Below are 23992 nucleotides of genomic sequence, written 5' to 3'. Positions count from 1 at the left end.
TCGGGGAATGGCGACGGCGACGGCGATCGTGGGGGTCGCGTACCTCCTGACGGGGGCCGGGCTACTCGTCCTGTTGCGCGAACCGATCCGCCGCCCGGACAAGCCCGGGAGCACGGGTTTCGCGCTGGCCGTCCTGGGGATCTCACTGTGGCCGCTGAGCCAGGGGGTCAACTACTTCGTGGCTGGGGCCGGCCCCTCGCTGGGGCTGTGGACGCTCCGGCTCTCGGCGGCGTCGATCATCTCGGTCGGCTGGGTCCTCGTCGCCGGGGAGGTGACCGGCCGGCTGTCGCCGTCGCTCCCCGTCGCGGCCGCGTCGGCGGCGTACGTGCTGGTCGAACTCCTGCTGGTGGTGACCAACGGCGCCCACGGCCTGGTCTTCGGGCCGGCGACGACTCTCGACGGGACGATCCCGGTCGTCGCGTACGGCCCGTGGTTCTGGGTCCAGACCGCCGTCAACTACGGACTGATCGCCGTCGGGACGGGACTGCTCGTCGTCGAGTGGTCGCGGTCGAGCGGGCTCAGACGGCGTCAGACCGCCGTCCTCTCGGTCGCGGTGATCCCACCGATCGTCGCGAACCTCGCGACGCTCTTTGGCCCGGTCCCGACGGTCCACGACCTGACGCCGTTCGGCCTCGTCGGCAGCGGCCTGCTGCTGTCGTGGGCGCTGTACCGCGCGGAGTTCCTCGACATCGTCCCCGTCGCCCGCCAGGTGGCGATGGCCGAGATGCAGGACGCCGTCGTGACGCTCGACGACGAGGACCGCGTCGTCGACTGCAACCGCGCCGCCCGCGCGCGGTTCGACATCCCCGCCTCGTACGCCGGCGACCCCGTCGAGCGGTACCTCCCGTCGCTCGACGGGCTGGGCGCGTCCGACGGCCCCGTCCCGACCGACAGCGGAACGGTCACCGCCGACGGCGACGGCTCCCCGACTGACGCCGAATCGCTCGACCCGGCGGTGGTCACCGCGACCGTCGACGGCGAGAGCCACTCGTTTTCGGTGTCGGTCTCGCCGGTCGTCGAGGGCGGCAGCACCGTCGCCCGCGTGGTCGTCCTCAGGGACATCACGCCGATCAAGCGCCGCGAGCGCGAGCTGGAGGAGCGGGAGGCCGAGCTGGACCTGCTCAGGCAGATCCTCTCGCGGGTGCTGCGCCACAACATCCGCAACAAGCTGACGACGATCCGCGGCAACGCCGACCTGCTCGCGGAGACGGCGACGGGCGACGACGCCGCCCGCGTCGACCGCATCGTCGAGGCCAGCGACGAGCTGATCGCCCTCAGCGAGAAGGCCCGGACCATCGAGGACCTGGTCGAGCGGACCGACGAGACCGCGACCTACGACTTGCGTGTCGTGGCCGAACGCGTCGTGGGGCGGGTCCGCGAGCGGTACCCCGGCGCGACCTACACCGTCGACGGCGCCGAGGCCTGTACCGTCGAGACGGGGTCCGGCATCGAGTCGGCCGTCGAGTGTCTCGTCGAGAACGCCGTCGAACACAACGACGCCGCCGACCCGACCGTCCGCGTGACCGTCGGTTGCGCCGGCGGCGGCGCGGAGATCCGTGTCAGCGACGACGGCCCCGGCATCTCCGAGCACGAACGGGAGGTCATCGGACGCCGGGAGGAGACGCCGCTCGCCCACAGCAGCGGCATCGGCCTCTGGATCGTCTCCTGGGTCGCCGACCGCTGCGACGCCGACCTGTCGTTCGACGTGGACGAGGACGGCAGTACCGTCTCGTTCCGGTTCGCCGACGCCCGGTGACTCCCCGCGGGCGAGGGACCGCGAGTGCGGCCCCGTGAGTGGTGGTCTCCCCGTCTCGGACCGGACGGTTCGGGCGGCTAGCTGTTTTGGGAGACGAGTTTTGGTTCCCGACGCCGTACCGCGATCCGGGGATCGATATGTCGCGCTCGGACGACCGACCCGACGAACGTTCGGACGACCGACCCGACGAACGTTCGGACGACCGACCCGACGAACGGTTCTGGTCGGCCCGCAACGTCGGGGTGCTGTTGCTCGTCGCGGCGCTGGCGGCGGTCTGTCTGTACGGGTCCAGCGGGAAGTGGCCGGCGGGGTTCGACGGACTTGTGGTCGGGGTGTTCGCCGCCGCGGGGATCACGCTCGTCGGCTACTCGCTGCGGTCGACGGTCGCCTCCCGGGACTCCGCCCGACAGTGAAGCGACGACTCCGGCGATACCCAGATTCCGAACTGTCGGACGTGCGAGTTGAGCGAGTGGGTCCATCAATATCTCCTGAAAGGCCAGTTCTATACGGGATCAGCTAAGATCGTGTGTCAGTGTGGATGGACAGTCGATAAATTCGGAGGAGATCGGTCAGATCTACGCAGATCTCGCCAAGGACGTGTCTGTTCGAGAAGAGCGTCTTCGAGAGGAACTCCCGATTGAGACGACCGCGGAGATTCATACACACCTGCATAGTACCGTCGATGACTGGGAAACGGGACGGAAATCGCTTCGGACGGCCCCAGTCTGTACGGCATATGCTCATGAACTCGACAGGCCGATTGAAGAGTCGTTGAAAAAATTGCTCGCGGGGCTTGATGCCAATGTCAACGTTCTCGATGATGTCATAGATACACGGGATCTTTCCCCACAACTCAGGATCGGCCTGACGGTCAACGCGGCGTTTTCAGCAGTTCTCCTCGCTGAGCACTGCCCGTCAGACGCACGTGACGAGATCCGCGACTTGCTACGTGATTACTTCACCGCTCTGTTCCAAATTCCCCTGGTTGAGCAGCGTCTATTCGCGTCCATGGCAGCTGCAACAGACGAAGCTCAGCGCCACGAAGCGGCCACACAGATCTATGCATATCGATCCCGGGATATCGATGCGTTCACAGACATTGCCGCTGTTGTAACTGAGCTGAATACTGAAACCAAGCAGCGACTTCGCCGCGATCTCCGCACGTACCGTGCGCGTCGCCTCCTGTTCAAAGATATCCGTGACGTAGAACGAGATCTACGAGACGACGACACGACGCCCGTGATTCACCTCCTACAGCACCACGATACGACAGAGCTAGTCTTTGACGCGGTGACGGACCTGTATCATCGCTTCTCCTATTCGGAGGCGGGATCCGAGCAATATGGACAAATCCTCCGTGAGTTAGAGACAGCACCAGACGATCTTCACTCGCTACTGGGTGAGGCGAAAGACCATCTCGATGCGGCTGAGACCTCGTGATAGGGAGTTCTCTTGCACTATGTGTCACGTCTGTTCGCTATACTGAGCGAAGACCGGGAGCGGCAGACGGGTGCGAGACCCGTCGTACAGCGCACTCGGAAGACGGTGAGGGCGGGCCGTCGTCTCAGAGCCAGTCGATGAACGTGCCCTCCAGCAGGGTCTCCTCCTGGTGGTCGACGTAGGCCGACTGCATCCCCCAGATGGCCTCGGCGAGGGGAGCGTTCCCGTCGACGGCGGCGGCGACGTGGTCGTGTTTCCAGCGGGCGGGGGTGACCCGGCGGTCGGCCCGCTCGCGCAGCGGCCGGACGTAGCGGCGGGCGGCGTCGGTCGGGAGGCCCTGCCGCTCCAGGCCCTGCCGGGCGGCCTCGAACAGTTCGCCGTAGATGTGGTCGAGGTCGGTCGTCTCCTCGCCGTCGGTGGTGATCCAGGTGAGGTCGGCCTCCAGGCCCTCCCGGCTGGCGGCGTAGAAGTTCTCGCGCGCGGTCTCCCACTCCATCGCGCGGACGGGGTGTTCGATGCTGACGAGCGCGGCGAGCAGGCCTGCGAAGACGGCCTGGAAGCTGACGGCGTCGCGGACGGTCGGCTGGCCGGGCAGCGGGCGGAACTCGATGCGGGCGTTGGCCTGGGCCTCGGTCGCGCCGTCGAAGACCGGGCGGATCCACCGCCAGTAGCTGCCGTGCTTGTGTCGGAAGTGGGCGAAGGCGTCGTCGAAGCGCTGGCCGGCCTCGACCTCCATCGGGACGATCGTCTCGTCGGCGACGATGTCGTCGATAGCCTCCTCGACGCTGTCGAAGTCCGGCGGGAACCGCACCTTGTCCGGCGCCTCGTCGCCCGCGGGGTTGAGCACGTCCTCGAAGACGGTGATGCGGTTCTCCATCCAGGCGTCGGCGACGATCTCCTCGTCGTCGGCGTCGTCGTACAGGTCCGGCGGGAAGAAGGGGGCGTTGACGCCGAGCGCGAGCAGCGGCCCCGCCACCCGCAGCGCGTAGCGGAAGTACTCCGGCAGGTCCGGGGCGTGGGGGATCTGGTAGTGGGGCTGGATGGAGGTGATGAGGCTCTCGGGCATGACGGTGTCGGCGCGCAGGGAGACGTGGGGCGCCTCGACCCGCATCCCGGTCGGGTAGTCGGTGTTGGCCATCGTGTGGTAGCGGGCGGCGTCGGACATGTTGGTCGCGATGCGGACGCCGTCCTGTTCGACCGAGTCACAGAGGTACTCCGTCGAGGTCTCCCCCGTCGGCGGGACGGTCCACATCCCGTCGCTGACCAGTCGGATGTCCTCGCGGGCGGTCCGCTCGAGCGCGGGCGCGAGGTTGGCCTTGAGCTCGTGCTCCTGGGCGGCGAGGCCGTGCTCGTTGAGCGGCTGGGGGCTGGTCTGCATCTCGGCGTTGTGTAGCCCGAGTTCCTTCTCGAAGCCGATCAGATCGAGCAGGCCGCGGGGGACCCGCCGGAGCGACCCCGAGCGGGCGTCGACGGCGTACAGTTCGAGTTCGAGGCCGACGATGGCCTCCGTGTTGTCGAAGGTGCCGTCGCGCACCTCCGTCTTGAGCCGGTCGGCCTCCTCGGCGGCCCGGCGGTCGAAGTCCTCCGGATCGACGTCCTTGGCCGATCGCACGCGAGCCGCGAGTTCGGAGCCGGACATACCACCTCGTTCGGCCGCCCCGGTACTTGAACGTGCGGCACTCGGGCGCAACGTGGAGCGTGGACACTCGGGGGCGGTGCGGACCGTGGGACACCCGAGCGCGCCGAGCCACGAGATATTTACCGCCGAGTGCCGATCCTGGGACCGATGCCCCGACTCACTCGCCGCCGCGCCCTCCAGGTAGCGGTCGGACTGGCCGCCGGCCTGGCCGGCTGTCCCGACGGCGAGACCGACGCCGGCCGCGGCGACGCCGGTACCGCCGTCGGTTCGCCGACGCCGCCCGCCAGCGGGGGCGACGAGGGCGCCGACGACATCGAATCCGTGACGCTCCGCGCGGACGATGCCGGCTACGACGACCCGCTCGCGTGGTTCGTTCCCGACCCCCGCGACCGGGCGACCGCCGGCGGCACGGTCGACCCGTCCGACCGGGCGTTCGAAGGACTGATCGGCGACGCCCCGACCGCCGAGACGCTCCGGGTGACCGACCGCGCGACCGAGACGGAGGCGTCGGTCGCCCCCGAGACCGCCCGACGGTTCGTCGCCGGGACCGACTTCGACAGCGAGACGCTGCTGGTCGAGGGACGCTCGGTGGGGGAGTGCTACCGCCTGGTGCTGTGCTCCGTCTTCTGGGAGGACGGCGAGGTCGAGACCCGCTACGGCCGCTTCCTCCGCGACGCCGACGCGGCCTGCGAGGCCGACGCGCGCGACGCCCACGTCACCATCGCCCGCCTCCCGGTCTCGCTCGACCCGGCCGAGTTCGAGATGGGCGCGACCGGCGTCGCCAGCGGCCGGTGTTTCCGGCCGGAGGCCCCCCTGGGGACGCCGAGGCCCCGTTCGGCGACCGCGACGGCAGGGAGGACCGACGCCGCGTCCGGGACAGAGGCCCCCTCCGGGACCGCCGGAGACGCCTCGGCCGACACTACCGACCTGACGGACACCGGCGGGGGGTCCCGATGACGGACGACGACTCGGCGCCGAACGGCCCGCGTGTCACTCGCCGCGGCGCGCTCGCGCTCGGCGGCGCGACGCTGCTGGCTGGCTGTGGCGCCCTGCCCAACCCCCTGAAGCCGGACCCGGTGGAGCTCGACGGGGCGGCGCTCGGACGGGTGGCCGACCGCGGGGGACCGACGGTCGACCACCCGCTGCCGGTCGCGGTGGCCGACCCCCACGTCGCCGACTCCCGGGAGCGCGCCCACGCGATGCTCGACGCGGCGCCGCTCCCGCTGTCCGCCGACGAGCTCCCCAACGGCGCGATGCGCGAGGAGATCGCCGAGCACGCCGAGCACGCCCGCGAGCACCTCGCCGAGGCGGTCCGCGAGACGGACACGCGCGAGCGGCTCGAACTGCTCGCCCACGCCCGCGGCCCCGCCCGCGCGGTCGAGGCCGCGTGGGCCGCCGTCGAGGACGACCTGACCGCGGCGGACGTGCGCTCGGCCCGGGCGTCGGTCCGCGAGGACATCGGGGAGTTCCGCGACGGTCAGGAGCTCGTCGGCGACCCCGAGGACCCGGTCCGGGCGGCGATCGTCCACGCGATCGTCGGGGAGTGGGTCCGCGAGGCCGAGCGCCACGCCAGCGACGGAGCGAGCGACGACCGGGCGCCCGTCACGCCGCTCGTCCTCGGCGAGCGGGCGAGCGAGGTCGAACAGGCCCGGGCGGCGCTGGGTAATGCCCGCCACGTCGACGAACAGTTCGCCGCCTCGCTGTCGGACCCGCGGTCGCTGGAGTCGACCTTCGCCGGCGCCCGCGACTCGCTGGCCGACACCGTCGACTCGCGGATGGCCGACAAGCCCGCCGAGGACGCGGACCTACCGGACCTCGTCGACGGCGGCGGCGACCTGGAGGGGACGGTCGCGGGCTCGGCGCTCCGGCAGTTGCACTCCGACCTCCCCTACGAGGGGCAGTTCGTCCCGGAGACCGACCTGCCCGGGCAACTCCTCCGGCAGGTCGAGACGCTCGCGGGGATCGGCGCCTTCGAGACGCTCCGGGACCGGATCGCGGCCGACGAGCACCGGACGGTCGAGAGCGTCGACGACGTGAGCGAGTTGCGCGATGCGGCCGTGACGGCCGTCGAGGACGCACTGGCCGACAGCGCCGACGAGCGGCTGGCGCGGACGGAACTCGCATCGCTCGCGGGCTGGTTCGACTACGCGGCCCGCGACATCGACCGGTCGGCCGGCGACGACCCGATCGAACTCGAGTGGGTCGCCGACGAGATCGCTCTCTACCTCGAGATCGAGGTGATCGCCGGCGCCGTCCCCGCCGCCGTCGACGAGGCGCTGGCCGCGCTCGACGCCGCGTAGCCGCGCCGTCGCCGCCCACGTGCGGTTTCCGGGGCGGTCGGTTCGCTTTCTCAGGCGCGCCGCTCGACCGACTCGACTGCCGCTTCGGCCGTCTCGACGTGGTCGATACCCTCGACGCCGTCGATTCTGTGAGTCCCGATACCGGCGACCGGCCTGTCGACATCCAGCGCGTGACCGAGTTCCGAGAGCGTGCCCGTGCCGCCGTCGACCGCGATCACGGCGTCGCCGTTCATGACGACGAGGACGTTGCGGGCGTTGCCCATTCCGGTCGCGACGGCCGTGTCGACGTAGTCGTTGGCGTCCGCGCGCCGCTCCGTCGGGAGGATCCCGATGGTGTGGCCGCCGGCCTCGCTCGCGCCGCGACAGGCCGCCGCCATCACGCCGCCGAGGCCGCCGCAGACAACTTCGTGGCCCCGCTCGGCGAGTTCCCGGCCGAGTTCTTCCGCCGTGGCCGCCTCCTCGTCGGTGACCCGTCCGCCGCCGATGACGCTGACTCGCATACCGGAGAGTGGCGCGCGGAGTTACCTAAGTCGCTCCCGTTCGCGGCGGCGCGCCTTTCGGACGTGCAGTGAATATCAGGGACAGTCCGTCGCAACGAACTTGTATACGCGTCTGTATACAGTAGGGCATGAGCAAGAGCATCCGCGTCGACGAGGAGACCCACGCGGCGCTCGCGGCGCTAAAAGGGGACGACGAGACGTTCGACGACGTGCTCTCGCGCCTCATCGAGGATCGACGGGAGCGCGTTCGGGAGGGCGCCGGCCTCTGGGAGGGCACCGACGCTGCCGAGAGAGCGCGCGAGGCGAGAGAGGAGATGAAACGCGCTGTCGGCGACCGATGACCGTCTACGACAGCAGCGTCCTCATCGACTACCTCGCCGGCGAGGACGAGGCGGTCGACTACGTCGAGCGCCGACAGGATAAGCGTGCGATCGCACCGCAACTGGTGCTGTTCGAGGTGTATCAGGGAGAGTTATTCAAATCGGGCACTCCCGATTTCGACGCGGTCGACGACGCGCTCGGTTGGCTCTCGGTCGTCGAGGACCCGTCCGGAATCGCTCGCGCGGCCGCGGAACTGCAGGACGAACTTCACGACTGCGGCGACCTGCTCGCCGCTCGCGACGCGTTCGTCGCCGGAACGGCGAAACACCTCGGCGAACCGCTCGCGGTCGCCGACTCCGACTTCGACGTCGAGGGGATCGACGAGCTACTCGACGTCGACTTCGTCTGAGCGAGTCCACCGAATCGCGGGAAAAAACGAAACGGAGAGCGAGTTACTCGACCTGCTCGAACCAGTCCTCGACGCGCGAGACGGGCGCGCCGGTGACCTCGGCGACTTCCTCGACGTCGCTGGCCGTCAGGTCCGCGACCGTCTCGATGCCGGCGTCGCGCAGGCGGTCGGCGTAGGTCGGACCGATGCCGTCGACGCCCTCGATGTCGGGACTGTCGGGCTCGCCCTCCGCGGTCGTCTCGGCGACGGCCTCCTCCTCGGCGGCCGGGCCGTCCTCGGCGGCGTCTTCCTCCACGGCCTCCTCGGCCGCGGTCACGTCGTCGGGGTCGGCCGCGTCGGCGGCCCCTTCGGCTTCTTCCTCGGCGGTTTCCGAGCGGTCGGCGTACCACTCGCAGACCTCGGGCCAGACCTCCTTGTGGGACGACGAGGACACCGAGAGGCCGATGTGGCCCGTCGAGTACTCGATGGTAGTCACGTCGTCGCTGCCGACGACCTCGTTGAACGGCTTCGAGGCGTCGGCCGGGATGAGGTGGTCGTACTCGCCCATGATCTGCAGGACGGGCATGTCGATGTTCTCGATGTCGACGTGCTCGCCGCCCAGTTCCATCTCGTTGTTGTAGAGCTTGTTCTCCTGGTAGAGGTCGGTGAGGAACTGGTCGTAGGCCTCGCCGGCCACGTCGATGCCCTCGGAGAGCCACCGCTCCATGCGGCCGAAGTTCTCGACGAAGTCCTCGTTGTCGAGGTTCTCGTAGAACCGGACGTACTTCGAGACGTAGTTGTCGACGGGGTCCATCAGCGCGAAGCCCACGTCGAGGAACTCCGCCGGGACGTTGCCGAACGTGTCGGTGACCTCCTCGGGGTCGTAGTACTCGTCGGACCCCCACTGTTCGAGGACGCCGCCGGTCCCCTGGAAACAGAGGCCCGCGGCCATCAGGCCCAGCGCGTTGACCTTCTCGGGGTGCAAGGCGGCGTACATGGCCGACATCGTGCCGCCCATGCAGTAGCCGAGGACGTTGATCTTGTCCTGGCCGGAGCGCTCGCGGACTTCGTCGACGCAGTTCTCGATGTAGCGGTTGACGTAGTCGTCCAGCGTGAGGTGCTGGTCCAGCCGCGAGGGCTCGTTCCAGTCGATGAGGTAGACGTCGTGGCCCGCCTCCAGCAGGCGACGCACCACCGACCGCTCCTCCTGCAGGTCGAGGATGTACGGCTTGTTGATCAGCGCGTAGACGATGAGGATCGGCACGTCGTGGGTCTCCTCGGGCTCGATGCCGGCCTCTTCGGGCTGGTAGTGCAACAGTTCCAGCTTGTTCTCCTCGTAGACGACCTCGCTGGGGGTCCCCCCCACGTCGACGCTCTCGACGGTCGCGAGCGCCTCGGGGAGTTCGGCGTTCTGCTCGGTCGCGTCAGTCATCGTCTCCAGGGCGGTGCGCTGGGCGTCCAGTGCGAGCGAGATGGGGTTGAATGGGTCTCCGCGTTCGCTGGCCATGTTACTCCTCCAGGTGCTCGAGGATGCGGTCGAGCTTCTGTTCGACCTCGTGCTGGCGCCGCTCCAGCTCGACCAGTCGCTCGCCGACCTCGTCCACGTCGTCGCGCGTGGGGAAACCCAGCTGGGCGATGGTCTCCTGGCTCACGTCGTCGGCCTCGCGGCGCATCTCCATCATGCGCTCGACGAGCTGGCCGTTGGCGGCGGCGAACGCGCTCGTGGACATGACCTCCTTGAACGCCTCGTTGGCCGACTGCAGCCAGATGTCGCGGTACTCCGAGGGGGCCACGTCCTCGCCCTGGGCGGCGTCGGTGGTCCGCTCGAACATCTGCTCGGCGGCGTCCATCCACACCTCGTAGGCGCGGTTGTACCCCTGGATGCCCTCGGCCATCGCCTCGTCCTCGGGCACCGAGTCCTCGACGGCCTCGGCCCACGACTCGACGAAGGCGGCCTGGGCCTTCATGTTCTGTTCGAGGGAGTCGGCGACCGCGTCGTTCATCTCCTCGACCATCTCCGTCCACTGCTCCTGTATCTCGTTTGTGTTGCTCATGGGTATGTCTCGTGTGTACTGAAAGAAAAACCGTGTTCCTACGCGTCGACGGCGGCCGCGGCCCGCTCCTGCACGTCGCTGACCTGGTCCTGCAGGTCCTCGACCTGGCCCTGCAGCTCCTCGAGCTGGTCGCCCCACTCCTCGGCCACGTCGACCGACTGGGCCTCCAGCTCCTCGTGGGCCTCGACCAGCATCGCGACCTGCTCGTCGACGGCCTCGACGTAGTCCTCGGTCAGCTCGTCGTAGGCGTCGGCGCCCTGTTCGTACTCGCCGGCGACGGTCTCGAAGACCTCCGCGTGGTTCTCCAGCAGGAAGTCGTACTGCTCGTCGACGGCCGCGCGGACCTCGTCGACGGTGCCGGCGGCGCCGGGCACCGAGGACTCGATCACGTCGAGGTAGCTGTGGACGAGCGTCTGGGTCAGCTCGACGCCGCGCCGCTGGGCCGACTCCTGGCTGTCGAAGCTGTCGACGACGGCCTCGTTCATCGTCTGCTGGAGCTCCAGCGTCTGCTCGAAGGCCTTCTGGCTCTGCTCGATCGTCGCGCGCTGCATCTCGAACGCCGTGGTGATGGGGGTCGTGTATGCCATGTGTATCACTCTCTGTTCCGCTTGACCGGGATGACGACGGTCTGGACGATGTCGCCCTCTTCGATGTCCAGCGCCTCGCGCTCGGCGTCGGGGATAGATATCCGGCCGCCCGACTGGACGCGCGTCTTGAACGTCGCCGTCTGACTCATCGCGCCGAGCTGGTTCATGTCCAGCCCGCCGGCACCGGCCTGTAGCATCTGCTCCATGAACTCCTGCTGGCTCTCCATCGCCTGCTCGCTCATCTCCTGCATCCCGCTGAACATCGGCGGCCACGTCGGACCGTCGCTCTCGTCGGTCATCGGTCGAGTACACCTACACCCCTCAGTTACATAAGGGTTGCGCTCAATACCATCAGATACCATTCGATACCACTGCATGGATCGAAGCATCTCGAGACGGTCCGGGACGGTGCGGACAGCGGAGTCGTCCGGGACGGTCCGAAGCGGTCCGGGGCCGTTCGGAACCGACCCCACCGCGTGCCGGTGACGGGTTCGGACGGCGGTGCGTCGGGGCGAGCCGGCGACGGCGACGCGATCACCCAGCGGTGGCGGTAACCCGGTGCTACCGTCCGGCTGCGGCCGGTCCGATCCGGTGGAGGGTCGGCGGTTTCCCTCCCCGCGAAAACTGCCGAGAGTAAGCGGCGCGTATCCCGCGTAGAGGGTCGAGAGGGCGCGTATGGGCGGGTTTCGACGTTCTCGTACCACTACGTTTTAATAGCATCAAACCTAAACGCGGGTATCGATGAGTTCCCAACCGCACCGGAACGCGCTGCTTGACACGTGGGCGGAGACGTCCTCGCACATGTTCAACAGCGTCGTTGCGGCCAATCGGGCGGCGTTCGCGGCCTTCGGCGTCACGCCGTCGGACGACGAGGAGGGCGTCGAGGCCGTCGACCGCATCGAGGCCGACGAGGACCTGCCCGAGTGGCACGTCGAGCTGACGGAACACGACCGCGGTCGGCTGGGCGTCGGCGACCGCGTCGAGTTCACCAAGACCATCTCCGACCGGGACGTGCAGTCGTTCGCCGCCGCCAGCGGCGACACCAACCCGCTGCACCTCGACGACGAGTTCGCGAGCAAGACGCGCTTCCGGGGCCGCATCGCCCACGGGACGCTCGTCGGCGGCCTCATCTCCGCCGGGCTCGCGCGCCTGCCCGGGCTCACGATCTACCTCTCCCAGGACCTCGAGTTCCACAACCCCGTCCGCCTCGGCGACCGCCTGACCGCGGTCTGCGAGATCGTCGAGGACCTGGGCGACGACCAGTACCGCCTGACCACCCGCGTCGTCGACGACGGCGAGACCATCATCGACGGCGAGGCCGTCGTCCTCGTCGACGAACTGCCCGACGAGGAGTAAGCCGCGACCGCTCCGTCTCCGTTTCCGCCGACCGTCTCCGTTTCTCCGCCACCGGGCCCCCCGTTCACTCCTCGCGCTCGGAGGCGCCCGTTTCCTCCAGATCGTAGACCCCCTCGCTTTCGAGTCGAGCGCGCTCCCGGACCACCGAGGGCGTCCGACAGACCCCGGGCGCGCCCGTCACCTGCGGCACGGTGCAGTTGTTACAGCTCTCACAGAGCGCACGCGCGTCGCCGCGCTCGCCCGGTTCCGCGTCCCTCCCCAGCAGCCGCGCGCCCAGTCGCGGCTCGGCGTAGAACGGTCGACCCATCCCCACCAGATCGCAGGCGGGTTCGCCGTCGGCCCCGCCGCCCAGCAGGTCCTCGCAGGTCTGCCGCTCGCGGATCCCGCCCTCGCAGAGGACGGGCACGTCGACCCGCCGGCGCACCCGCCGGCAGAGCGCGGCGTTCCACCCGGGTTCCTCGGGGAACCGTCGGCTCTGTAGCCGGTTGAGCGCGGCCACGGCCCTCGCTTTCAGCGGGCCCCCGAACGCCCCGGCGTAGCCCGACTGCAGGTCCGCGTGCTCCCACGCCCGCTCGGGGTAGGCGCCCCGGACGACGCTCATGTCCCAGAACGTCGAGACCTCGACGGGAACCACGGCGTCGTAGCCGATCGCCGCCACCCGCTCGCAGATCCGGACGGCGTCCGCCCGCGAGAGGTGCCGGCGGACGAACCGCGGTGCGGCGGTTTCGGCCGGCACCTTCGTCACCAGCGCCAGGTCGCCGGCGTGCTCGCGGACGGCGTCGTGGACCGCTTCGAGGAACCGCACCCCGCCGCTGCCCGGCGGTTCGTCGGCTCCCGTCCCGAACTCGTCGTCCCGGCGGTTGTAGAACGGCGAGCAGAACTGCTGGACGATCCCCATGTTCGCCCCGGAGAGGTGGACCCCGTCGTAGCCCGCGTCGGCCGCGTAGCCCGCCGCCTTCCCGAACTGCTCGGCGAGATCGTACACTTCCCCCGTCGTCAGGACGCGGGGCTGGAAGTCGACGAGGCCGAGCGCGTCGAGCGCGCGCAACTGCGCGGGCGGACGCGAGACGGCCAGCTCCTCGTGGTCGGGGTTCTGGGCCCGGTGTTCGGTGTGCCAGACCGCCAGGCTCCGCAGGCCGCCGTGGCCGAGCTGGACGAAGATCCGGCCGCCGTGGTCGTGGACGGCGTCGGTGAGTCGCGAGCAGCGCTCGACGAACGCGGGGTCGTGGAAGCGGGTCATGTTCGGGGCGGCGCAGCCGCTCTCGGCGGTGACGATGCTAGCGCCCTGGAAGATCAGCCCCACGCCCGACGCGGCCGTGGGTTCGAGTTCGTCGAGGAGGGTGTCGACCGCGTCGGGGCCGTTGCCGGCGCATTCCAGCAGCGGCGCGCGGTAGAGGCGGTTCGGAACCGAGACCCCGCCGACCGAGACGGGGTCGTCGAGCGTCGGCATACCGCGGCTAGCCGAGCGGACAAGTAAAGCCTACCCCCGGCGTGTGGCAGTGACTACCGTTCGCTCGGCCGCGCGAACCGTCTCGCACCTATTTACCGCCCATACGACTCCCTCCGGACGATGACCGAGCGCATCCTGCTCTCGCTGGACGGGAGCGCGACCGCGGACGGGAGGGGAGGAGAGACCGAGGGGGACCGAGCGGGGAAAGTCGACCGGGCGATAGACCACGCGCTCGACCTGGCCGAGCGAGGCGGCGGGACCGTCCACGCGCTGTACGTCGTCGACACGGGTCGCTACGGCGAGCCGGCGCTGTCCAGCGCGGAGCTGGTCGTCGACGGCGTTGAGGACGCGGGACACGACCTGCTGGCGGTCGTCGACCGCCGCGGCCGCGAGCGCGGCGTCACGGTCCTCACTCGCTGCTGTCACGGGCGACCCAACGAGGAACTGCCCGCCTACGCGGCCGAGATCGACGCCGACGCGGTGGTCCTCGCCGGCCGTCGCCGCCCGGGTCGCGTCCGCCGGGAACTCGAACGGATCGCCGACACCGTCGTCGCGCCCGGCGCCGTCGTCGGGCGGTGAGCACCCGCGCGCCGTTTCCCGCGCAGGCGTGAGACACTTCTCGCCCGCGCCCGAGGGACGGGTATGCGCGTCGCAGTCGCCGGCACGTTCGGACCGATCCACGACGGGCACCGCGCGCTGTTCCGAAAGGCGCTCGAACGCGGCGACGAGGGCGTCCTCGTCGCGCTGACGGGCGACGCGTTCGCCCGCGGCAAGCGCGAGCGCCCGGTCCCCGACTTCACCGACCGGCGCGAACGGGTCCGGCAGGAACTCGAAGCGCTCGACGAGTGGGGACGGGACGTGGAGATCCGGGAACTGCACGACGAACACGGCATCGCGTCGACCGACCCGACGCTCGACGCGCTGGTCGTCTCGCCCGAGACCGCTCACGAGATCGCCGACATCAACGCCGAGCGCGCTCGTCGAGACCTCGACCCGATCGAGGGGTTCGTCGTCCCGTTCGTCCGCGCTGCCGACGGCGAGCGCATCTCCTCGACCCGGCTCGTCGCCGGCGAGATCGACGAACACGGGGAGGTTTCCCCCTCTAAGGAGGCGAGCGACGGCGCCGGGTCCGAACGGTCTGCCACCGAGTGAGTCAGCGGACGACGGTCACCGGCAGCGACGACCGCTCGACGACCCCCTTCGCGACGCTGCCGAGCACGCGCTCCTGGGCCTCCGAGAGCCCGCGGTGACCGACGAAGACGCCGTCGTAGCCCTCGGCCGTCGCGAAGTCCGGGATCGTCTCGACCGGGTCGCCGTACAGCAACTCGGCGTCGACCTCCAGCCCGGCGTCGGCCGCGCGCTCGACGGCGTCGTCCAGCAGGCGCTCGCCGCGCCGCTCGGCGTCGTCGACGCTCTCGACGATCAGCCGGTCGTCGTACTCGCTGGCGGAGGCCGGCGGCTCGGCCCCGCCGGCGTCGTACACGTCGGGGTCGACCGAGTGGACGGCCGTCAGCTCGGCGCCGGCGGCGGTCGCCATCTCGACGGCGTGGTCGAGCGCCCGGTCGCTCTCCGCCGAGCCGTCTATCGCCACTGCGAAGCGCATACCCGGTCCTACGCGGCCGACGGCCCTGAGCCTTTGTCCGGGCGGTCCGCTCGCGCCCGACCGTCGCTACTCGCCGGCCTCCTCCGTGTCCTCGGCGTCCGACTCCTCCTCGCCCTCGCCCTCGTCCGCCCGGACGGTCAACACCGGCACGTCGGCGGTGCGGACGACCTTCTCGGTGACGCTCCCGAGGAGGTACCGCTCCAGCCCGGTGCGGCCGTGGGTGCCCATGACGACCAGGTCGATCCCGTGGTCGTCGGCGTAGTCGAGGATCTCGCGGTGGGGGCTCCCGGCAGCGACCGAGCCCGTCGCCTCGACGCCGGCGTCGCGCGCCCGCGTCGCGGCCGCCTCCGTCGCGTCCTCGCCCATCTGCTCGAACGACTCGACCAGGTCGACGGTGCCGACCTCGGTGCCGACCGACGCCACGTCGACGACGTACAGCGAGTGGACCGTCGCGTCGAACTGGGTTGCCAGTTCGATGGCCTCGTCGAGCGCCGCGCTCGCGCCCGCGCTCCCGTCCGTCGGAACGAGGATGTCCTCGTACATGCGCGACGGTTCGGCTCCCGGAGGTAAACTGCTGGCGGCCGTTCCCGCCCGCCGGGAACTCACTTCTCCACGTCGAGCAGTGCGACCCGCTCGCGGACGGCGTCTGCCAGCGTCCCCTCGACCGCCGCCAGCTCCGCGTCGCTCACCTCGAAGTACTCGCGGACGCGGTCAGGGTCGTACTCGCCGAGCGTCGCCCCGGGCTCGATCCGGCCCGGCCCGTCCAGGTCGCGGACGGCCGCTGCCGCTCGCCCTTCGGCCGCTACGGGGTCTTCCGACTCCCCGTCGGTCTCGACGAGGACGACCGCCGGGCACTCGCCCTCGTCGACGCCGAGTTCGAGCGCGCGGTCGATCTGTCGCGTGCCGGCGGCGTACAGCAGGATCTCCACCGCGCGGTCGCGGGCGACGTTCTCGCCGCGGGCCAGCGCCCGGTCGGCCAGCTCGACCGCCCGGGCGAGGTGCGCGCGGTCGACGACGTAGCGCGCGTCGAACGCCTGGACCGTCACGCCGTGCTCGTCGCCGATCTCGCCCAGCCGAGCGGCGAACGCGTCCAGGTCGTCGACGGCCGCGACCCCCTCGATCAGTTCCATCGAATCTCACCCCACCGCGGAGTACCCGGGCCACTCTCTCCGCCCATCAGAAGTCACCCAGGCTCGACTGGTCCTCCTCGTCGGCCGGTTCGACCCCCGCGTCCGCCGCCCCGCCGTCGCCGCTCGCGCCGCCGTCCTCGTCGGGGCGGGCGTCCGAGTCGGGGTCGACGTCGTCCATCGACGGGTCGCGGTGGCCGGCGTTCTCCAGGACCGTCTCGGCGGTGCGCTCGCGGCCGCGCAGGGCGCCCAGCACGACCGACTTGTCGGCCTCCCGGAGGTCGGCGCGGTCCTCGATACCCGCCTGGTAGAGCCGGCGGGCGCGCTTGCGCCCGACGCCGCGGACGCCGGCCAGGTCGGTCAGCTCCTCGCGGACGCCGTGCTCGGCCCGGACGCGCGCCTCGCGGATCGCCGGCGCGAGCCCGAGGCCCAGCTCCCCCGCGAGCGACTCAGCCGCGCCGAGCAGCCACTGGGCGGTCTCGACCTTGCCGCGCACGTCGCCGGGGCCGACGTCGTAGCGGTCGGTGATCTCCTCCTCGTCGACCTCGCTGGCCCAGTCTTCGAGCATCCGCGCGGTCTTCAGCGCCGAGAGCCAGTCCTCGAAGGCGGGGTCGAACTCGCTGGGCATCGACCCCAGGAACTCCTCCTCGCGCTCGAAGGCCAGCATCTGGTACTCCTCCTCGTCGCCCGAGCGCAGGTACAGCTCGTACATGTCCGGCGTGCGCGCGACGAGGTGGTACAGCCCCATCGCGGTCGGGTCCGGCCGCTCGGCCCCCTCCTCGTCGCCCTCGTCAGCGAGGTCGCTCGCGGTCGTGAATCCCGGCGGCTCCTCGCCGTCGGCGAGCGCGTCGGCCTCGGCGTCGCCGGCGGCCGGGCGCTCGGCCGCGTTCGGTCCGTCCTCGGAGCGCGCTCGCCCGTCGCCGCGCTTCCAGGCGCGCAGGCCGTCGATGATCTCCGCGGCGCTCATCGGGTCGAGGTAGAGCCGCGAGACGGTGTGGCCCAGCGAGGTCGCGGTCAGGTCCCCGCCGTCGCGCTCCATGAACTCGTTGCGCTCCAGGTACTCGATCATGTCGTCCATCACGCGCTCCAGGCGGCCGCGCTCGGTCGTCTGGGAGGCGTACAGCGTCCCCTCGAGGAACTCCAGCAGCCCCTCCCGGGAGTTTGCGAACCCGGATGCGACGGTGGCGAGGATGTGGGTCCGCAGCGCGGGTTCGGCGGCGAGCTTCGACTCGACGGGCTCGGGGTCGGCCCAGACGTAGCGCTCGAACAGCTCGTCGAGCTCGTCGTGGCTGTTGGCGATCAGAAGCGCCTCGCCGTAGGGGTCCAGGCCGGGTCGGCCCGCCCGGCCCATCATCTGGTGGACCTCCAGCACCGACAGCGGCTGCATCCCGCCGGCGGTGCCGTCGTAGCGGCGCCAGTCCCGGACGACGACGCGCCGCGAGGGGGTGTTGACCCCGGCCGCGAGCGTCGGCGTCGCCGAGACGACCTTGACGAGCCGGTCGCGGAAGGCGTCCTCGACGAGCGAGCGGTGCCCGCTGGCGAGGCCGGCGTGGTGGAACGCGGCGCCGCTCTCGACGGCGTCGGCCAGGTCGTCGCTGGTGTCCGTGTCGCTCACCTCCCGGATCTCCGCCGCGATGTCGGCCAGCCGGTCGCGCTCCTCGGCCGTGAGGTGCGGTTCGACGGTCGACGCGAGCCGCCCGGCCGCGGCCTCGGCGTTGCGCCGGGAGTTGACGAACACCAGCGTCGACCCCTCGTCCTCCAGCGTGTCGCGGACGATGGCCGCGGTCGGTTTCTCGGAGTTGCGGACGGGGAGTTCGCTCTGGGACCCGTCCTCCAGGTGTAGCGCCTGCCCGTAGTGGACCCCCTTCTTCAGGTCGATTGGCCGCCACTCGGAGTCGACGAGCGCGGCGTCGAGCCACTCGGCGAGCGCCTCGGCGTTGCCGATCGTGGCGGAGAGCGCCACCGTCTGCAGGTCGGGGTTGAGCTGGCGCAGCTTCGCCAGCGTCACCTCCAGCGTGGGGCCGCGCTCGCCGTCGTCGACGAGGTGGACCTCGTCGGAGACCACGCAGGTCAACTCGTCGAGCCACGGCGCGTCGTTCCTGACGAGAGAGTCGACCTTCTCGCTGGTGGCGACGACGATGTCTTTCGTCGCCAGCCAGCCGCCCTCCGATTCGTAATTGCCGGTCGAGACGCCCACGTCGAGTCCGTACTGCTCGAACTGTTCGAACTCCTCGCGCTTCTCGCTGGCGAGCGCGCGCAGGGGGACGATGTACAGCGCCTTCCCCCCGCGCTCGACCGAGGCGAGCATGGCGAGCGTCGCCACGAGCGTCTTCCCGCTGGCCGTGGGGACGCTGGCGACGAGGTTCTCGCCCTCGGTGACGCCGGCCTCCACGGCCTCGGCCTGCGGGGGGTACAGCGACTCGATGCCGTCCCCGCGCAGGTGGTCGGGCAACCACTCGGGCACGCCCGGGATGTCCGCGACGTCCATTACGAGCGTGGTAGTGCGCTCCGTGATTTAAACTGTCGGGACCATCCTTCTGCCACCCGGGTTCCCCGCGGTCTCCCGCGCCGGATGCTCAGTACAGAGTCTCTATTCAACAGATATTCACCAACAGCGGCCCCTCATTGTCTGCTATCTATTGATATTATTAGAATTGAAAAACTGAATGAAAAACGAGGGTGTCTTTATTGTTGAGTTAATACCAATTCCTAATGCACTCCTTGCCGCTATTGAACGAGAAACAACTCGATCTCCTGGTGTGCTACTCGCTCAGTAGTGGAGAGGAGATGAGTGTGGCCATAGTAAACGCCTTCCACGCGGCCAACATTGATGTATTTGAGAAATCGACACGGCTTGATGATTGGGTCAACACTGACGTGTTCGAGTCCATTCACTGGACCTCTGACCACCCGCTGTATCTAAGTACACGGATTTGGGGCTACCGAGTCGTCATTACACCCGAGGAGGTGCGAATCTACACCACCATGGATCTCAATCAGCGTCTGTAAGTTGAGGAGAACTACGTAGCAACCGGTGCTGCAAGAGAGGTCAATGATGATTGTTCAGCAACAATATTTAAATAAATCTGATGGTTGATTACCATGCATGGGGGTTCAGCGACGATCAGTTCTCCGTCTTGGAATCTGTCTTGCGGGTTTGGGATGTGCTGGATGCTCAAATCGTGATGCCTGTAATGCAGAAATCGCTTGTTTTTCATTCGAGCATGACGGCTATGATGATAATCCAGATATACTATCAATTGAGCATATTGGTGGGGATAATCTCCCTGCAAACGAAGTGTATATCACAAATGTAGCTGTTGATTACCGAGAAGATCAGATTGAGACGGTTGGGTGGCACGAATATGATGACGAATCTGATCAGGACGATGGTATCGCCGGGAAATCGCTTCAAGTTCCGATAGCGTTTCCTGACGTTGTGAAGGTACTCTGGCGTCACAACGATGATGAGAGGGTGATCGGTGAAACGCGAGCGTTCCGGTAACTGATTTTAGGCTGAACGGTACGCAGACGGAGGATCCCCGCAGCGGCCCGCAGGGCCGCGAGGAGCTCTCCGCCGCAAAAAGTGGGTTTGCAAACGAATGGTACACTCTCGCGGTCGGCCGCGGGCTTAACCCGACGGGACTCCTATCCGGCGACATGACCGACGAGACGCCGGGGGTCTCGCCCGAGTCGCTCCAGCGGCGGATCGACGCCGGCGACCCCGTGCGCGTGCTCGACCTGCGCGACCGCGACGAGATCGAGGAGTGGCGCCTCGCCGGACCGGACGTGACAGTCACGGGGAAGCCGTACAACCGCTTCGTCCAGGCGACCGTGACGGGCGACCTGGAGGGGTTCGCCGCCGATGTCGACGGGGAAGGGCCAATCACCGTCGTCTGCGCGCGCGGCGAGGCGAGCGCGGAGGTCGCGCGGGAACTGGCCGCCGCCGGCGTCGACGCGCGCAACCTCACCGGCGGGATGGAGGCGTGGGCGCGGCTGCTGGTCGCGACCGAGGTCGAGGGCGCGCTCCCCGGCACGGCCGGGGCGACGCTGGCCCAGTACCGCCGCCCGTCCAGCGGTTGTCTCGGATATATGCTCGTCTCGGGCGAGGAAGCGGCGGTCGTCGACCCGTTGCGGGCGTTCGCAGACCGGTACGTCGCCGACGCGGCCGAGCGGGGGGCGGAAGTCACGACCGTCGCGGACACGCACGTCCACGCCGACCACGTCAGCGGCCTGCGCGCGCTGGCCGAGCGGACCGGCGCGACGCCGGTGATGCCGGCGCCGGCGGTCGACCGGGGCGTGACCTACGACGTGGAGACGGTCGCCGACGGCGACGCGATCGCGGTCGGCGACCTGACGGTCGAAGCCGTCCACGCGCCGGGCCACACCACCGGGATGACCGCCTTCGCCGTCGGCGACGCGTTACTGACCGGCGACAGCCTGTTCGTCGACGGCGCGGTCGGCAGAGCCGACCGCGACGGATCGAGGCGGCGGAGCCGCCTCGCAGGGGTCGCCCGGCCGGACCTGGAGGACGGATCCGGGGAGGCGCCCGCGTTCGCCCGCGAGCTCTACCGGACGCTCACCGAGCGGTTCGCTCGCTTCCCCGACGGGACGCTGGTCGCACCGGGCCACCACGGCGAGGGCGCCGCGCCCGGCGAGGACGGTGCGTTCACGGCGCGGCTGGGCGACTGTCGGGACCTGCCCGTCTTCGAGTTGAGCGAGGCCGAGTTCGTCGAGCGGGTGACCGAGCGGACGCCGCCGCGGCCGGCCAACCACGCGGAGATCGTCGCCGTCAACCTCGGCCGCGAGTCGGCCGACGACGCGTCGGCGTTCGAACTCGAACTCGGGCCGAACAACTGCGCGGCGGCGCCGGCCGACGACTGAGGGGACGCCGGGAGTGGGCGCCACCGAGAGCGGGCGCCACTGAGAGCAGACGCTGCCAGGAGCAGACGCCCCGGGAGCGGACGCCGGCGCTCGACGGGAGCGAGGACGGTGTCACTGGGGGGAACCACCGGGCGCTCGGAGCGGGACGACCACGGGACGACCGCGGGACCACCGACGGTCAGAACGGGAGGCGTTCGCGGATCTGACCGAGGACGGAGTCGTCGTCGGGGTCGACGGGGCCGACGACGCCCTCCTCCGGGACGATGACGGTGCGGCGCTCCTCCTGGTGGGCCTCGATGAGGCCGTCCTCCTTCAGGTCGGCCAGCGCGTCCTCCAGGGTGTCGATGTCGGCGTCCACGCGGGACCGGAGTTCGAAGACGGTCATCCCCTCCTCGCGCCGGTCGGCCAGCGCGTCCAGGACCGCGACCTCGGCCTCGTCGCGGTCGCGGTACTCCGGTTTCGCCCTCATACCGTCCCCTTCGGCTGGCCGGGTCTTACGTGTATCCCCCGGTCGGGGCCCCGCGGCGGCGCTCGAACCCGTCGGACCGCGCGACTGCTCGGCGTTCGGACAAACAGCACGCTTATGGTCCGCACGGGTCGAACACGTGGTAATGAGTATCAAGTGTTCGCTCCTGGGACACAGCTTCGGCGAGACGACCGTCGAGCGGGAGCGCGAAGAGGAGGGGACGGAAGTCGTCATCACCATCACCGAGATGGAGACCTGTTCCCGCTGCGGCGAGACCCGAGTGGTCTCCGAGAACAAGGAAGTGACGACCCTCGAGACGCCCGAGGGCGGCGCCGACGAGTTCGAGGCCACGCCGGGCGAGGAGCCCGACGAGGGGGGCGACGCGACCGGGGCGAGCGAGCCGGCGGAGCCGAGCGCGACGGCCGACGCGGGGGAGTCGGCCGCGACCGACGACGCGGTCGGCGGGAGCGACGCCACCGACGCGGTCATCCTCGACGACGACGGCGGCGGCGAGTCCTCGGCCCAGGCGGAGGCCCGCGGCGCCGAGACGGCGATCCCCGACGCCGAGGGCGACGCGACCCCCGCGGCCGAGGGCGGCGCCGACGAGGACGACGCGGTCATCATCGACGACGCCGGGGACGACCGCGACCCCGGCGAGTGGCCCGACGAGGACGACGAACCGGGCGGGTCCGACGGCGAGGTGGGCGACGATGGCGGGAACGACGACGAAGGGAGTACAGACCGCGAGGGAAGCGTGAGCGACGAGGCGGACCACGACCGCGACGCGGAGGCGGACGGTGACGACCGCGACCCCGGGGAGTGGCCCGAGGAGCCCTCGGACCCGGCCGAGCGGGCCGGCGAGACGGCGGAGGTCGAGATCCTCGGGGACGACGACGGCGACAGCGCCGATACCAAGGGGAGCGCCGACACCGCCGGGAGCGGCGGGCGCTCCGGGTCCGGGGAACCGGCCGCGGTCGACGCGGAGGCCGACCCCGCCGTCGACGCGGCTGCGACGGGGGCGGCGGACGCCGCGGAGAGCGGGACCGGCGGGGCGAGCGGCGACGCCGTCGGCGCCTGGCCGGAGGAGGAGACGCCGTCGGCTGCCGGCGAGTCGATGGGCGACTGGCCCGAGGAGACGAAACGCGACCAGCCGACCGACCCCGGCGCCGCCGGCCCGTCGCTCGACGGCGAGGAGACGCCGTCGATCACCGTCCCCGAGGGGACGTTCAAGTGTTCGAACTGCGACTTCTCGACGGAGGCCGACGCCACCTCGCTGCGCGCCGGCGACTTCTGTCCCGAGTGCCACCGCGGGACGCTGCTCGAACACGCCGACACCGTCGACGAGGAGTGACGACCGGCCGCGCGGTCGCACCCCTCGATCCGCGCTCCACTGCTCCCTCGGTCTGCGCTCCACTGCTCCCTCGGTCCGCACCTCACTGCCGCCCGCGAGCGGCAGCGCCGTCGCGGAGTCGGCCGGGACGCTCCGGCGCGCTCGAAAAACGTAAGAACGGTGCTCGCAAAGGGTCGCCCATGCGGGAGTACAAGATGCGCCGGGGAGAGCACCTCGACGAGCGTATCGAAGACATGGAGGCGACGATCGAGGACTACTTCGGAACCATCTCGACCACGGAGGAGTACAAGGGGAGTGACCTGCACGTGGTCGAGGACCCCGACAATCCGGTGTTCGAGCGCATCACGGCCGGCGCGGTCGAGTACAGCGGCAAGAAAGACAAACTCGCGGTCGACTTCGTCGAGCGCGACGCCGAGGACGTCATCGCGGAGGGCAACGCCGACGCCGCCGCGGACGCGGTCGACGCGAAAAACGACTTCCTGCTGGAGGCCACCGGCCGCGACGCCAAGAGCCGGCGCGACTCGATGAAACGCTCCGTCGAGGACAGCCCCGACGAGGCCGACCAGGTCTGAGACCGTTCTCACCGCCGCGAACCGGCGCGGCAGACCTAAATGCGTGTGTGACGTAGTGGCACACGTCGCCTGCCCGGAGGCGAGTACGAAGTATCCCGGCCTGAGCCGCCGGAACTGTGGTCATGGGTAGGGCCGACCCACAGTTCCTGTCCGGACCACCTCCGACGAGGCGGTCACACTCGGGATCCGGCGGTTCCG

General features: G+C 69.9%; 27 protein-coding genes. 15 read left to right on the top strand and 12 right to left on the bottom strand.

Features of this window, described 5'->3' with window-relative positions:
• Positions 1-7: 7 nt before the first annotated feature.
• From ACMGFI_RS03845 to ACMGFI_RS03835, 3 genes are all read left to right on the top strand, one after another.
• On the top strand, positions 8-1756 hold the full coding sequence (locus ACMGFI_RS03845) for a sensor histidine kinase (protein ID WP_436907475.1): 1749 nt from the start codon (positions 8-10) through the stop codon (positions 1754-1756).
• Between the two features lie 137 nt (positions 1757-1893).
• Positions 1894-2169: a hypothetical protein gene (locus ACMGFI_RS03840; RefSeq protein ID WP_436907473.1), complete on the top strand. Its 276-nt coding sequence runs from the start codon at positions 1894-1896 to the stop codon at positions 2167-2169.
• Positions 2170-2290: 121 nt separating this feature from the next.
• Positions 2291-3196, top strand: a complete 906-nt coding sequence (locus tag ACMGFI_RS03835) for a hypothetical protein (protein ID WP_436907471.1) — start codon at positions 2291-2293, stop codon at positions 3194-3196.
• A gap of 124 nt (positions 3197-3320) precedes the next feature.
• On the opposite strand, the gene ACMGFI_RS03830 is transcribed toward ACMGFI_RS03835, so the two are convergent.
• The gene (locus tag ACMGFI_RS03830; protein ID WP_436907470.1) at positions 3321-4835 is read right to left on the bottom strand and encodes a glutamate-cysteine ligase family protein; all 1515 of its coding nucleotides are present in this window, start codon (positions 4833-4835) and stop codon (positions 3321-3323) included.
• A gap of 147 nt (positions 4836-4982) precedes the next feature.
• Here ACMGFI_RS03830 and ACMGFI_RS03825 point away from each other — a divergent pair, with 147 nt between their 5' ends.
• Together ACMGFI_RS03825 and ACMGFI_RS03820 are read left to right on the top strand one after the other, a co-directional pair.
• Complete coding sequence (locus ACMGFI_RS03825) at positions 4983-5792, top strand: hypothetical protein (protein WP_436907468.1); 810 nt, start codon at positions 4983-4985, stop codon at positions 5790-5792.
• Positions 5789-7135 carry a hypothetical protein gene (locus tag ACMGFI_RS03820; protein WP_436907467.1) on the top strand — a complete coding sequence of 449 codons (1347 nt, stop codon included), beginning with the start codon at positions 5789-5791 and terminating at the stop codon, positions 7133-7135. The genes ACMGFI_RS03825 and ACMGFI_RS03820 overlap by 4 nt, the downstream gene beginning before the upstream one ends.
• Positions 7136-7185: 50 nt before the next feature.
• Here ACMGFI_RS03820 and ACMGFI_RS03815 read toward each other — a convergent pair whose 3' ends face one another.
• Positions 7186-7635: a TIGR00725 family protein gene (locus tag ACMGFI_RS03815; RefSeq protein WP_436907465.1), complete on the bottom strand. Its 450-nt coding sequence runs from the start codon at positions 7633-7635 to the stop codon at positions 7186-7188.
• Between the two features lie 128 nt (positions 7636-7763).
• Between ACMGFI_RS03815 and ACMGFI_RS03810 the strand changes: the two genes are divergently transcribed.
• Both ACMGFI_RS03810 and ACMGFI_RS03805 read left to right on the top strand, forming a co-directional pair.
• On the top strand, positions 7764-7976 hold the full coding sequence (locus ACMGFI_RS03810) for a DUF7557 family protein (RefSeq protein ID WP_436907464.1): 213 nt from the start codon (positions 7764-7766) through the stop codon (positions 7974-7976).
• The gene (locus ACMGFI_RS03805; RefSeq protein WP_436907462.1) at positions 7973-8365 is read left to right on the top strand and encodes a PIN domain-containing protein; all 393 of its coding nucleotides are present in this window, start codon (positions 7973-7975) and stop codon (positions 8363-8365) included. The genes ACMGFI_RS03810 and ACMGFI_RS03805 overlap by 4 nt, the downstream gene beginning before the upstream one ends.
• Positions 8366-8408: 43 nt before the next feature.
• On the opposite strand, the gene phaC is transcribed toward ACMGFI_RS03805, so the two are convergent.
• From phaC to ACMGFI_RS03785, 4 genes are read right to left on the bottom strand one after another with little or no spacing between them, the layout of a single operon-like run.
• A complete protein-coding gene (phaC, locus tag ACMGFI_RS03800; protein ID WP_436907460.1) occupies positions 8409-9851 on the bottom strand; it encodes a class III poly(R)-hydroxyalkanoic acid synthase subunit PhaC in 1443 nt (480 codons plus the stop codon).
• Between the two features lies 1 nt (position 9852).
• Positions 9853-10398, bottom strand: coding sequence for a poly(R)-hydroxyalkanoic acid synthase subunit PhaE (locus tag ACMGFI_RS03795; protein WP_436907459.1), 546 nt, complete (start codon positions 10396-10398; stop codon positions 9853-9855).
• Positions 10399-10436: 38 nt separating this feature from the next.
• Positions 10437-10985 (bottom strand): hypothetical protein, encoded by a 549-nt coding sequence (locus ACMGFI_RS03790; RefSeq protein WP_436907457.1) that lies wholly within the window; start codon positions 10983-10985, stop codon positions 10437-10439.
• Between the two features lie 5 nt (positions 10986-10990).
• Positions 10991-11284, bottom strand: a complete 294-nt coding sequence (locus tag ACMGFI_RS03785) for an AbrB/MazE/SpoVT family DNA-binding domain-containing protein (RefSeq protein WP_436907455.1) — start codon at positions 11282-11284, stop codon at positions 10991-10993.
• Positions 11285-11786: 502 nt separating this feature from the next.
• On the opposite strand from ACMGFI_RS03785, the gene ACMGFI_RS03780 reads away from it, so the two are divergent.
• Entirely contained in the window at positions 11787-12341 is a 555-nt protein-coding gene (locus ACMGFI_RS03780) for a MaoC family dehydratase (RefSeq protein ID WP_436908836.1), read from the top strand.
• Positions 12342-12405: 64 nt separating this feature from the next.
• On the opposite strand, the gene ACMGFI_RS03775 is transcribed toward ACMGFI_RS03780, so the two are convergent.
• Positions 12406-13791, bottom strand: a complete 1386-nt coding sequence (locus ACMGFI_RS03775) for an oxidoreductase (RefSeq protein ID WP_436907453.1) — start codon at positions 13789-13791, stop codon at positions 12406-12408.
• 120 nt (positions 13792-13911) lie between these two features.
• On the opposite strand from ACMGFI_RS03775, the gene ACMGFI_RS03770 reads away from it, so the two are divergent.
• On the top strand, positions 13912-14370 hold the full coding sequence (locus ACMGFI_RS03770) for a universal stress protein (RefSeq protein WP_436907451.1): 459 nt from the start codon (positions 13912-13914) through the stop codon (positions 14368-14370).
• A gap of 63 nt (positions 14371-14433) precedes the next feature.
• Positions 14434-14943 (top strand): phosphopantetheine adenylyltransferase, encoded by a 510-nt coding sequence (locus ACMGFI_RS03765; protein WP_436907449.1) that lies wholly within the window; start codon positions 14434-14436, stop codon positions 14941-14943.
• Between the two features lies 1 nt (position 14944).
• Here the strand turns inward: ACMGFI_RS03765 and ACMGFI_RS03760 are convergent, their stop codons facing one another.
• The 4 genes from ACMGFI_RS03760 to ACMGFI_RS03745 all read right to left on the bottom strand — a co-directional run bounded on the left by ACMGFI_RS03760 (position 14945) and on the right by ACMGFI_RS03745 (position 19009).
• Positions 14945-15394, bottom strand: coding sequence for a universal stress protein (locus ACMGFI_RS03760; RefSeq protein WP_436907446.1), 450 nt, complete (start codon positions 15392-15394; stop codon positions 14945-14947).
• A gap of 66 nt (positions 15395-15460) precedes the next feature.
• Positions 15461-15937 carry a universal stress protein gene (locus ACMGFI_RS03755; protein ID WP_436907443.1) on the bottom strand — a complete coding sequence of 159 codons (477 nt, stop codon included), beginning with the start codon at positions 15935-15937 and terminating at the stop codon, positions 15461-15463.
• Between the two features lie 59 nt (positions 15938-15996).
• Positions 15997-16524 carry a KEOPS complex subunit Cgi121 gene (gene cgi121, locus ACMGFI_RS03750; protein WP_436907441.1) on the bottom strand — a complete coding sequence of 176 codons (528 nt, stop codon included), beginning with the start codon at positions 16522-16524 and terminating at the stop codon, positions 15997-15999.
• A 46-nt stretch (positions 16525-16570) separates the two neighbouring features.
• The gene (locus ACMGFI_RS03745; protein ID WP_436907440.1) at positions 16571-19009 is read right to left on the bottom strand and encodes an ATP-dependent DNA helicase; all 2439 of its coding nucleotides are present in this window, start codon (positions 19007-19009) and stop codon (positions 16571-16573) included.
• Positions 19010-19233: 224 nt separating this feature from the next.
• Here ACMGFI_RS03745 and ACMGFI_RS03740 point away from each other — a divergent pair, with 224 nt between their 5' ends.
• From ACMGFI_RS03740 to ACMGFI_RS03730, 3 genes are all read left to right on the top strand, one after another.
• Complete coding sequence (locus tag ACMGFI_RS03740; protein WP_436907439.1) at positions 19234-19530, top strand: hypothetical protein; 297 nt, start codon at positions 19234-19236, stop codon at positions 19528-19530.
• Positions 19531-19627: 97 nt separating this feature from the next.
• On the top strand, positions 19628-20026 hold the full coding sequence (locus ACMGFI_RS03735; RefSeq protein ID WP_436907438.1) for a hypothetical protein: 399 nt from the start codon (positions 19628-19630) through the stop codon (positions 20024-20026).
• 155 nt (positions 20027-20181) lie between these two features.
• Complete coding sequence (locus tag ACMGFI_RS03730; RefSeq protein ID WP_436907437.1) at positions 20182-21405, top strand: MBL fold metallo-hydrolase; 1224 nt, start codon at positions 20182-20184, stop codon at positions 21403-21405.
• Between the two features lie 178 nt (positions 21406-21583).
• Here ACMGFI_RS03730 and ACMGFI_RS03725 read toward each other — a convergent pair whose 3' ends face one another.
• On the bottom strand, positions 21584-21874 hold the full coding sequence (locus tag ACMGFI_RS03725; protein ID WP_436907436.1) for a DUF6432 family protein: 291 nt from the start codon (positions 21872-21874) through the stop codon (positions 21584-21586).
• 142 nt (positions 21875-22016) lie between these two features.
• On the opposite strand from ACMGFI_RS03725, the gene ACMGFI_RS03720 reads away from it, so the two are divergent.
• Positions 22017-23222, top strand: a complete 1206-nt coding sequence (locus ACMGFI_RS03720; RefSeq protein ID WP_436907435.1) for a DUF7093 family protein — start codon at positions 22017-22019, stop codon at positions 23220-23222.
• Positions 23223-23401: 179 nt separating this feature from the next.
• Entirely contained in the window at positions 23402-23794 is a 393-nt protein-coding gene (locus tag ACMGFI_RS03715) for a DUF5611 family protein (protein ID WP_436907432.1), read from the top strand.
• The last annotated feature ends 198 nt before the right edge of the window (positions 23795-23992 follow it).

This window comes from Halosimplex marinum, from assembly GCF_051414075.1.
Classification (GTDB): domain Archaea; phylum Halobacteriota; class Halobacteria; order Halobacteriales; family Haloarculaceae; genus Halosimplex; species Halosimplex marinum.
The sequence above is the reverse complement of the archived record's forward strand: the minus strand, read 5'-3'. Positions and strand labels throughout refer to the sequence as shown.

Coding starts and splice junctions, on each gene's coding strand:
- ACMGFI_RS03845 (WP_436907475.1), top strand. CDS start 8: ATGGCGACGGCGACGGCGATCGTGGGGGTCGCGTACCTCCTGACGGGG.
- ACMGFI_RS03840 (WP_436907473.1), top strand. CDS start 1,894: ATGTCGCGCTCGGACGACCGACCCGACGAACGTTCGGACGACCGACCC.
- ACMGFI_RS03830 (WP_436907470.1), bottom strand. CDS start 4,835: ATGTCCGGCTCCGAACTCGCGGCTCGCGTGCGATCGGCCAAGGACGTC.
- ACMGFI_RS03825 (WP_436907468.1), top strand. CDS start 4,983: ATGCCCCGACTCACTCGCCGCCGCGCCCTCCAGGTAGCGGTCGGACTG.
- ACMGFI_RS03820 (WP_436907467.1), top strand. CDS start 5,789: ATGACGGACGACGACTCGGCGCCGAACGGCCCGCGTGTCACTCGCCGC.
- ACMGFI_RS03815 (WP_436907465.1), bottom strand. CDS start 7,635: ATGCGAGTCAGCGTCATCGGCGGCGGACGGGTCACCGACGAGGAGGCG.
- ACMGFI_RS03810 (WP_436907464.1), top strand. CDS start 7,764: ATGAGCAAGAGCATCCGCGTCGACGAGGAGACCCACGCGGCGCTCGCG.
- ACMGFI_RS03805 (WP_436907462.1), top strand. CDS start 7,973: ATGACCGTCTACGACAGCAGCGTCCTCATCGACTACCTCGCCGGCGAG.
- phaC (WP_436907460.1), bottom strand. CDS start 9,851: ATGGCCAGCGAACGCGGAGACCCATTCAACCCCATCTCGCTCGCACTG.
- ACMGFI_RS03795 (WP_436907459.1), bottom strand. CDS start 10,398: ATGAGCAACACAAACGAGATACAGGAGCAGTGGACGGAGATGGTCGAG.
- ACMGFI_RS03790 (WP_436907457.1), bottom strand. CDS start 10,985: ATGGCATACACGACCCCCATCACCACGGCGTTCGAGATGCAGCGCGCG.
- ACMGFI_RS03785 (WP_436907455.1), bottom strand. CDS start 11,284: ATGACCGACGAGAGCGACGGTCCGACGTGGCCGCCGATGTTCAGCGGG.
- ACMGFI_RS03780 (WP_436908836.1), top strand. CDS start 11,787: ATGTTCAACAGCGTCGTTGCGGCCAATCGGGCGGCGTTCGCGGCCTTC.
- ACMGFI_RS03775 (WP_436907453.1), bottom strand. CDS start 13,791: ATGCCGACGCTCGACGACCCCGTCTCGGTCGGCGGGGTCTCGGTTCCG.
- ACMGFI_RS03770 (WP_436907451.1), top strand. CDS start 13,912: ATGACCGAGCGCATCCTGCTCTCGCTGGACGGGAGCGCGACCGCGGAC.
- ACMGFI_RS03765 (WP_436907449.1), top strand. CDS start 14,434: ATGCGCGTCGCAGTCGCCGGCACGTTCGGACCGATCCACGACGGGCAC.
- ACMGFI_RS03760 (WP_436907446.1), bottom strand. CDS start 15,394: ATGCGCTTCGCAGTGGCGATAGACGGCTCGGCGGAGAGCGACCGGGCG.
- ACMGFI_RS03755 (WP_436907443.1), bottom strand. CDS start 15,937: ATGTACGAGGACATCCTCGTTCCGACGGACGGGAGCGCGGGCGCGAGC.
- cgi121 (WP_436907441.1), bottom strand. CDS start 16,524: ATGGAACTGATCGAGGGGGTCGCGGCCGTCGACGACCTGGACGCGTTC.
- ACMGFI_RS03745 (WP_436907440.1), bottom strand. CDS start 19,009: ATGGACGTCGCGGACATCCCGGGCGTGCCCGAGTGGTTGCCCGACCAC.
- ACMGFI_RS03740 (WP_436907439.1), top strand. CDS start 19,234: ATGCACTCCTTGCCGCTATTGAACGAGAAACAACTCGATCTCCTGGTG.
- ACMGFI_RS03735 (WP_436907438.1), top strand. CDS start 19,628: ATGGGGGTTCAGCGACGATCAGTTCTCCGTCTTGGAATCTGTCTTGCG.
- ACMGFI_RS03730 (WP_436907437.1), top strand. CDS start 20,182: ATGACCGACGAGACGCCGGGGGTCTCGCCCGAGTCGCTCCAGCGGCGG.
- ACMGFI_RS03725 (WP_436907436.1), bottom strand. CDS start 21,874: ATGAGGGCGAAACCGGAGTACCGCGACCGCGACGAGGCCGAGGTCGCG.
- ACMGFI_RS03720 (WP_436907435.1), top strand. CDS start 22,017: ATGAGTATCAAGTGTTCGCTCCTGGGACACAGCTTCGGCGAGACGACC.
- ACMGFI_RS03715 (WP_436907432.1), top strand. CDS start 23,402: ATGCGGGAGTACAAGATGCGCCGGGGAGAGCACCTCGACGAGCGTATC.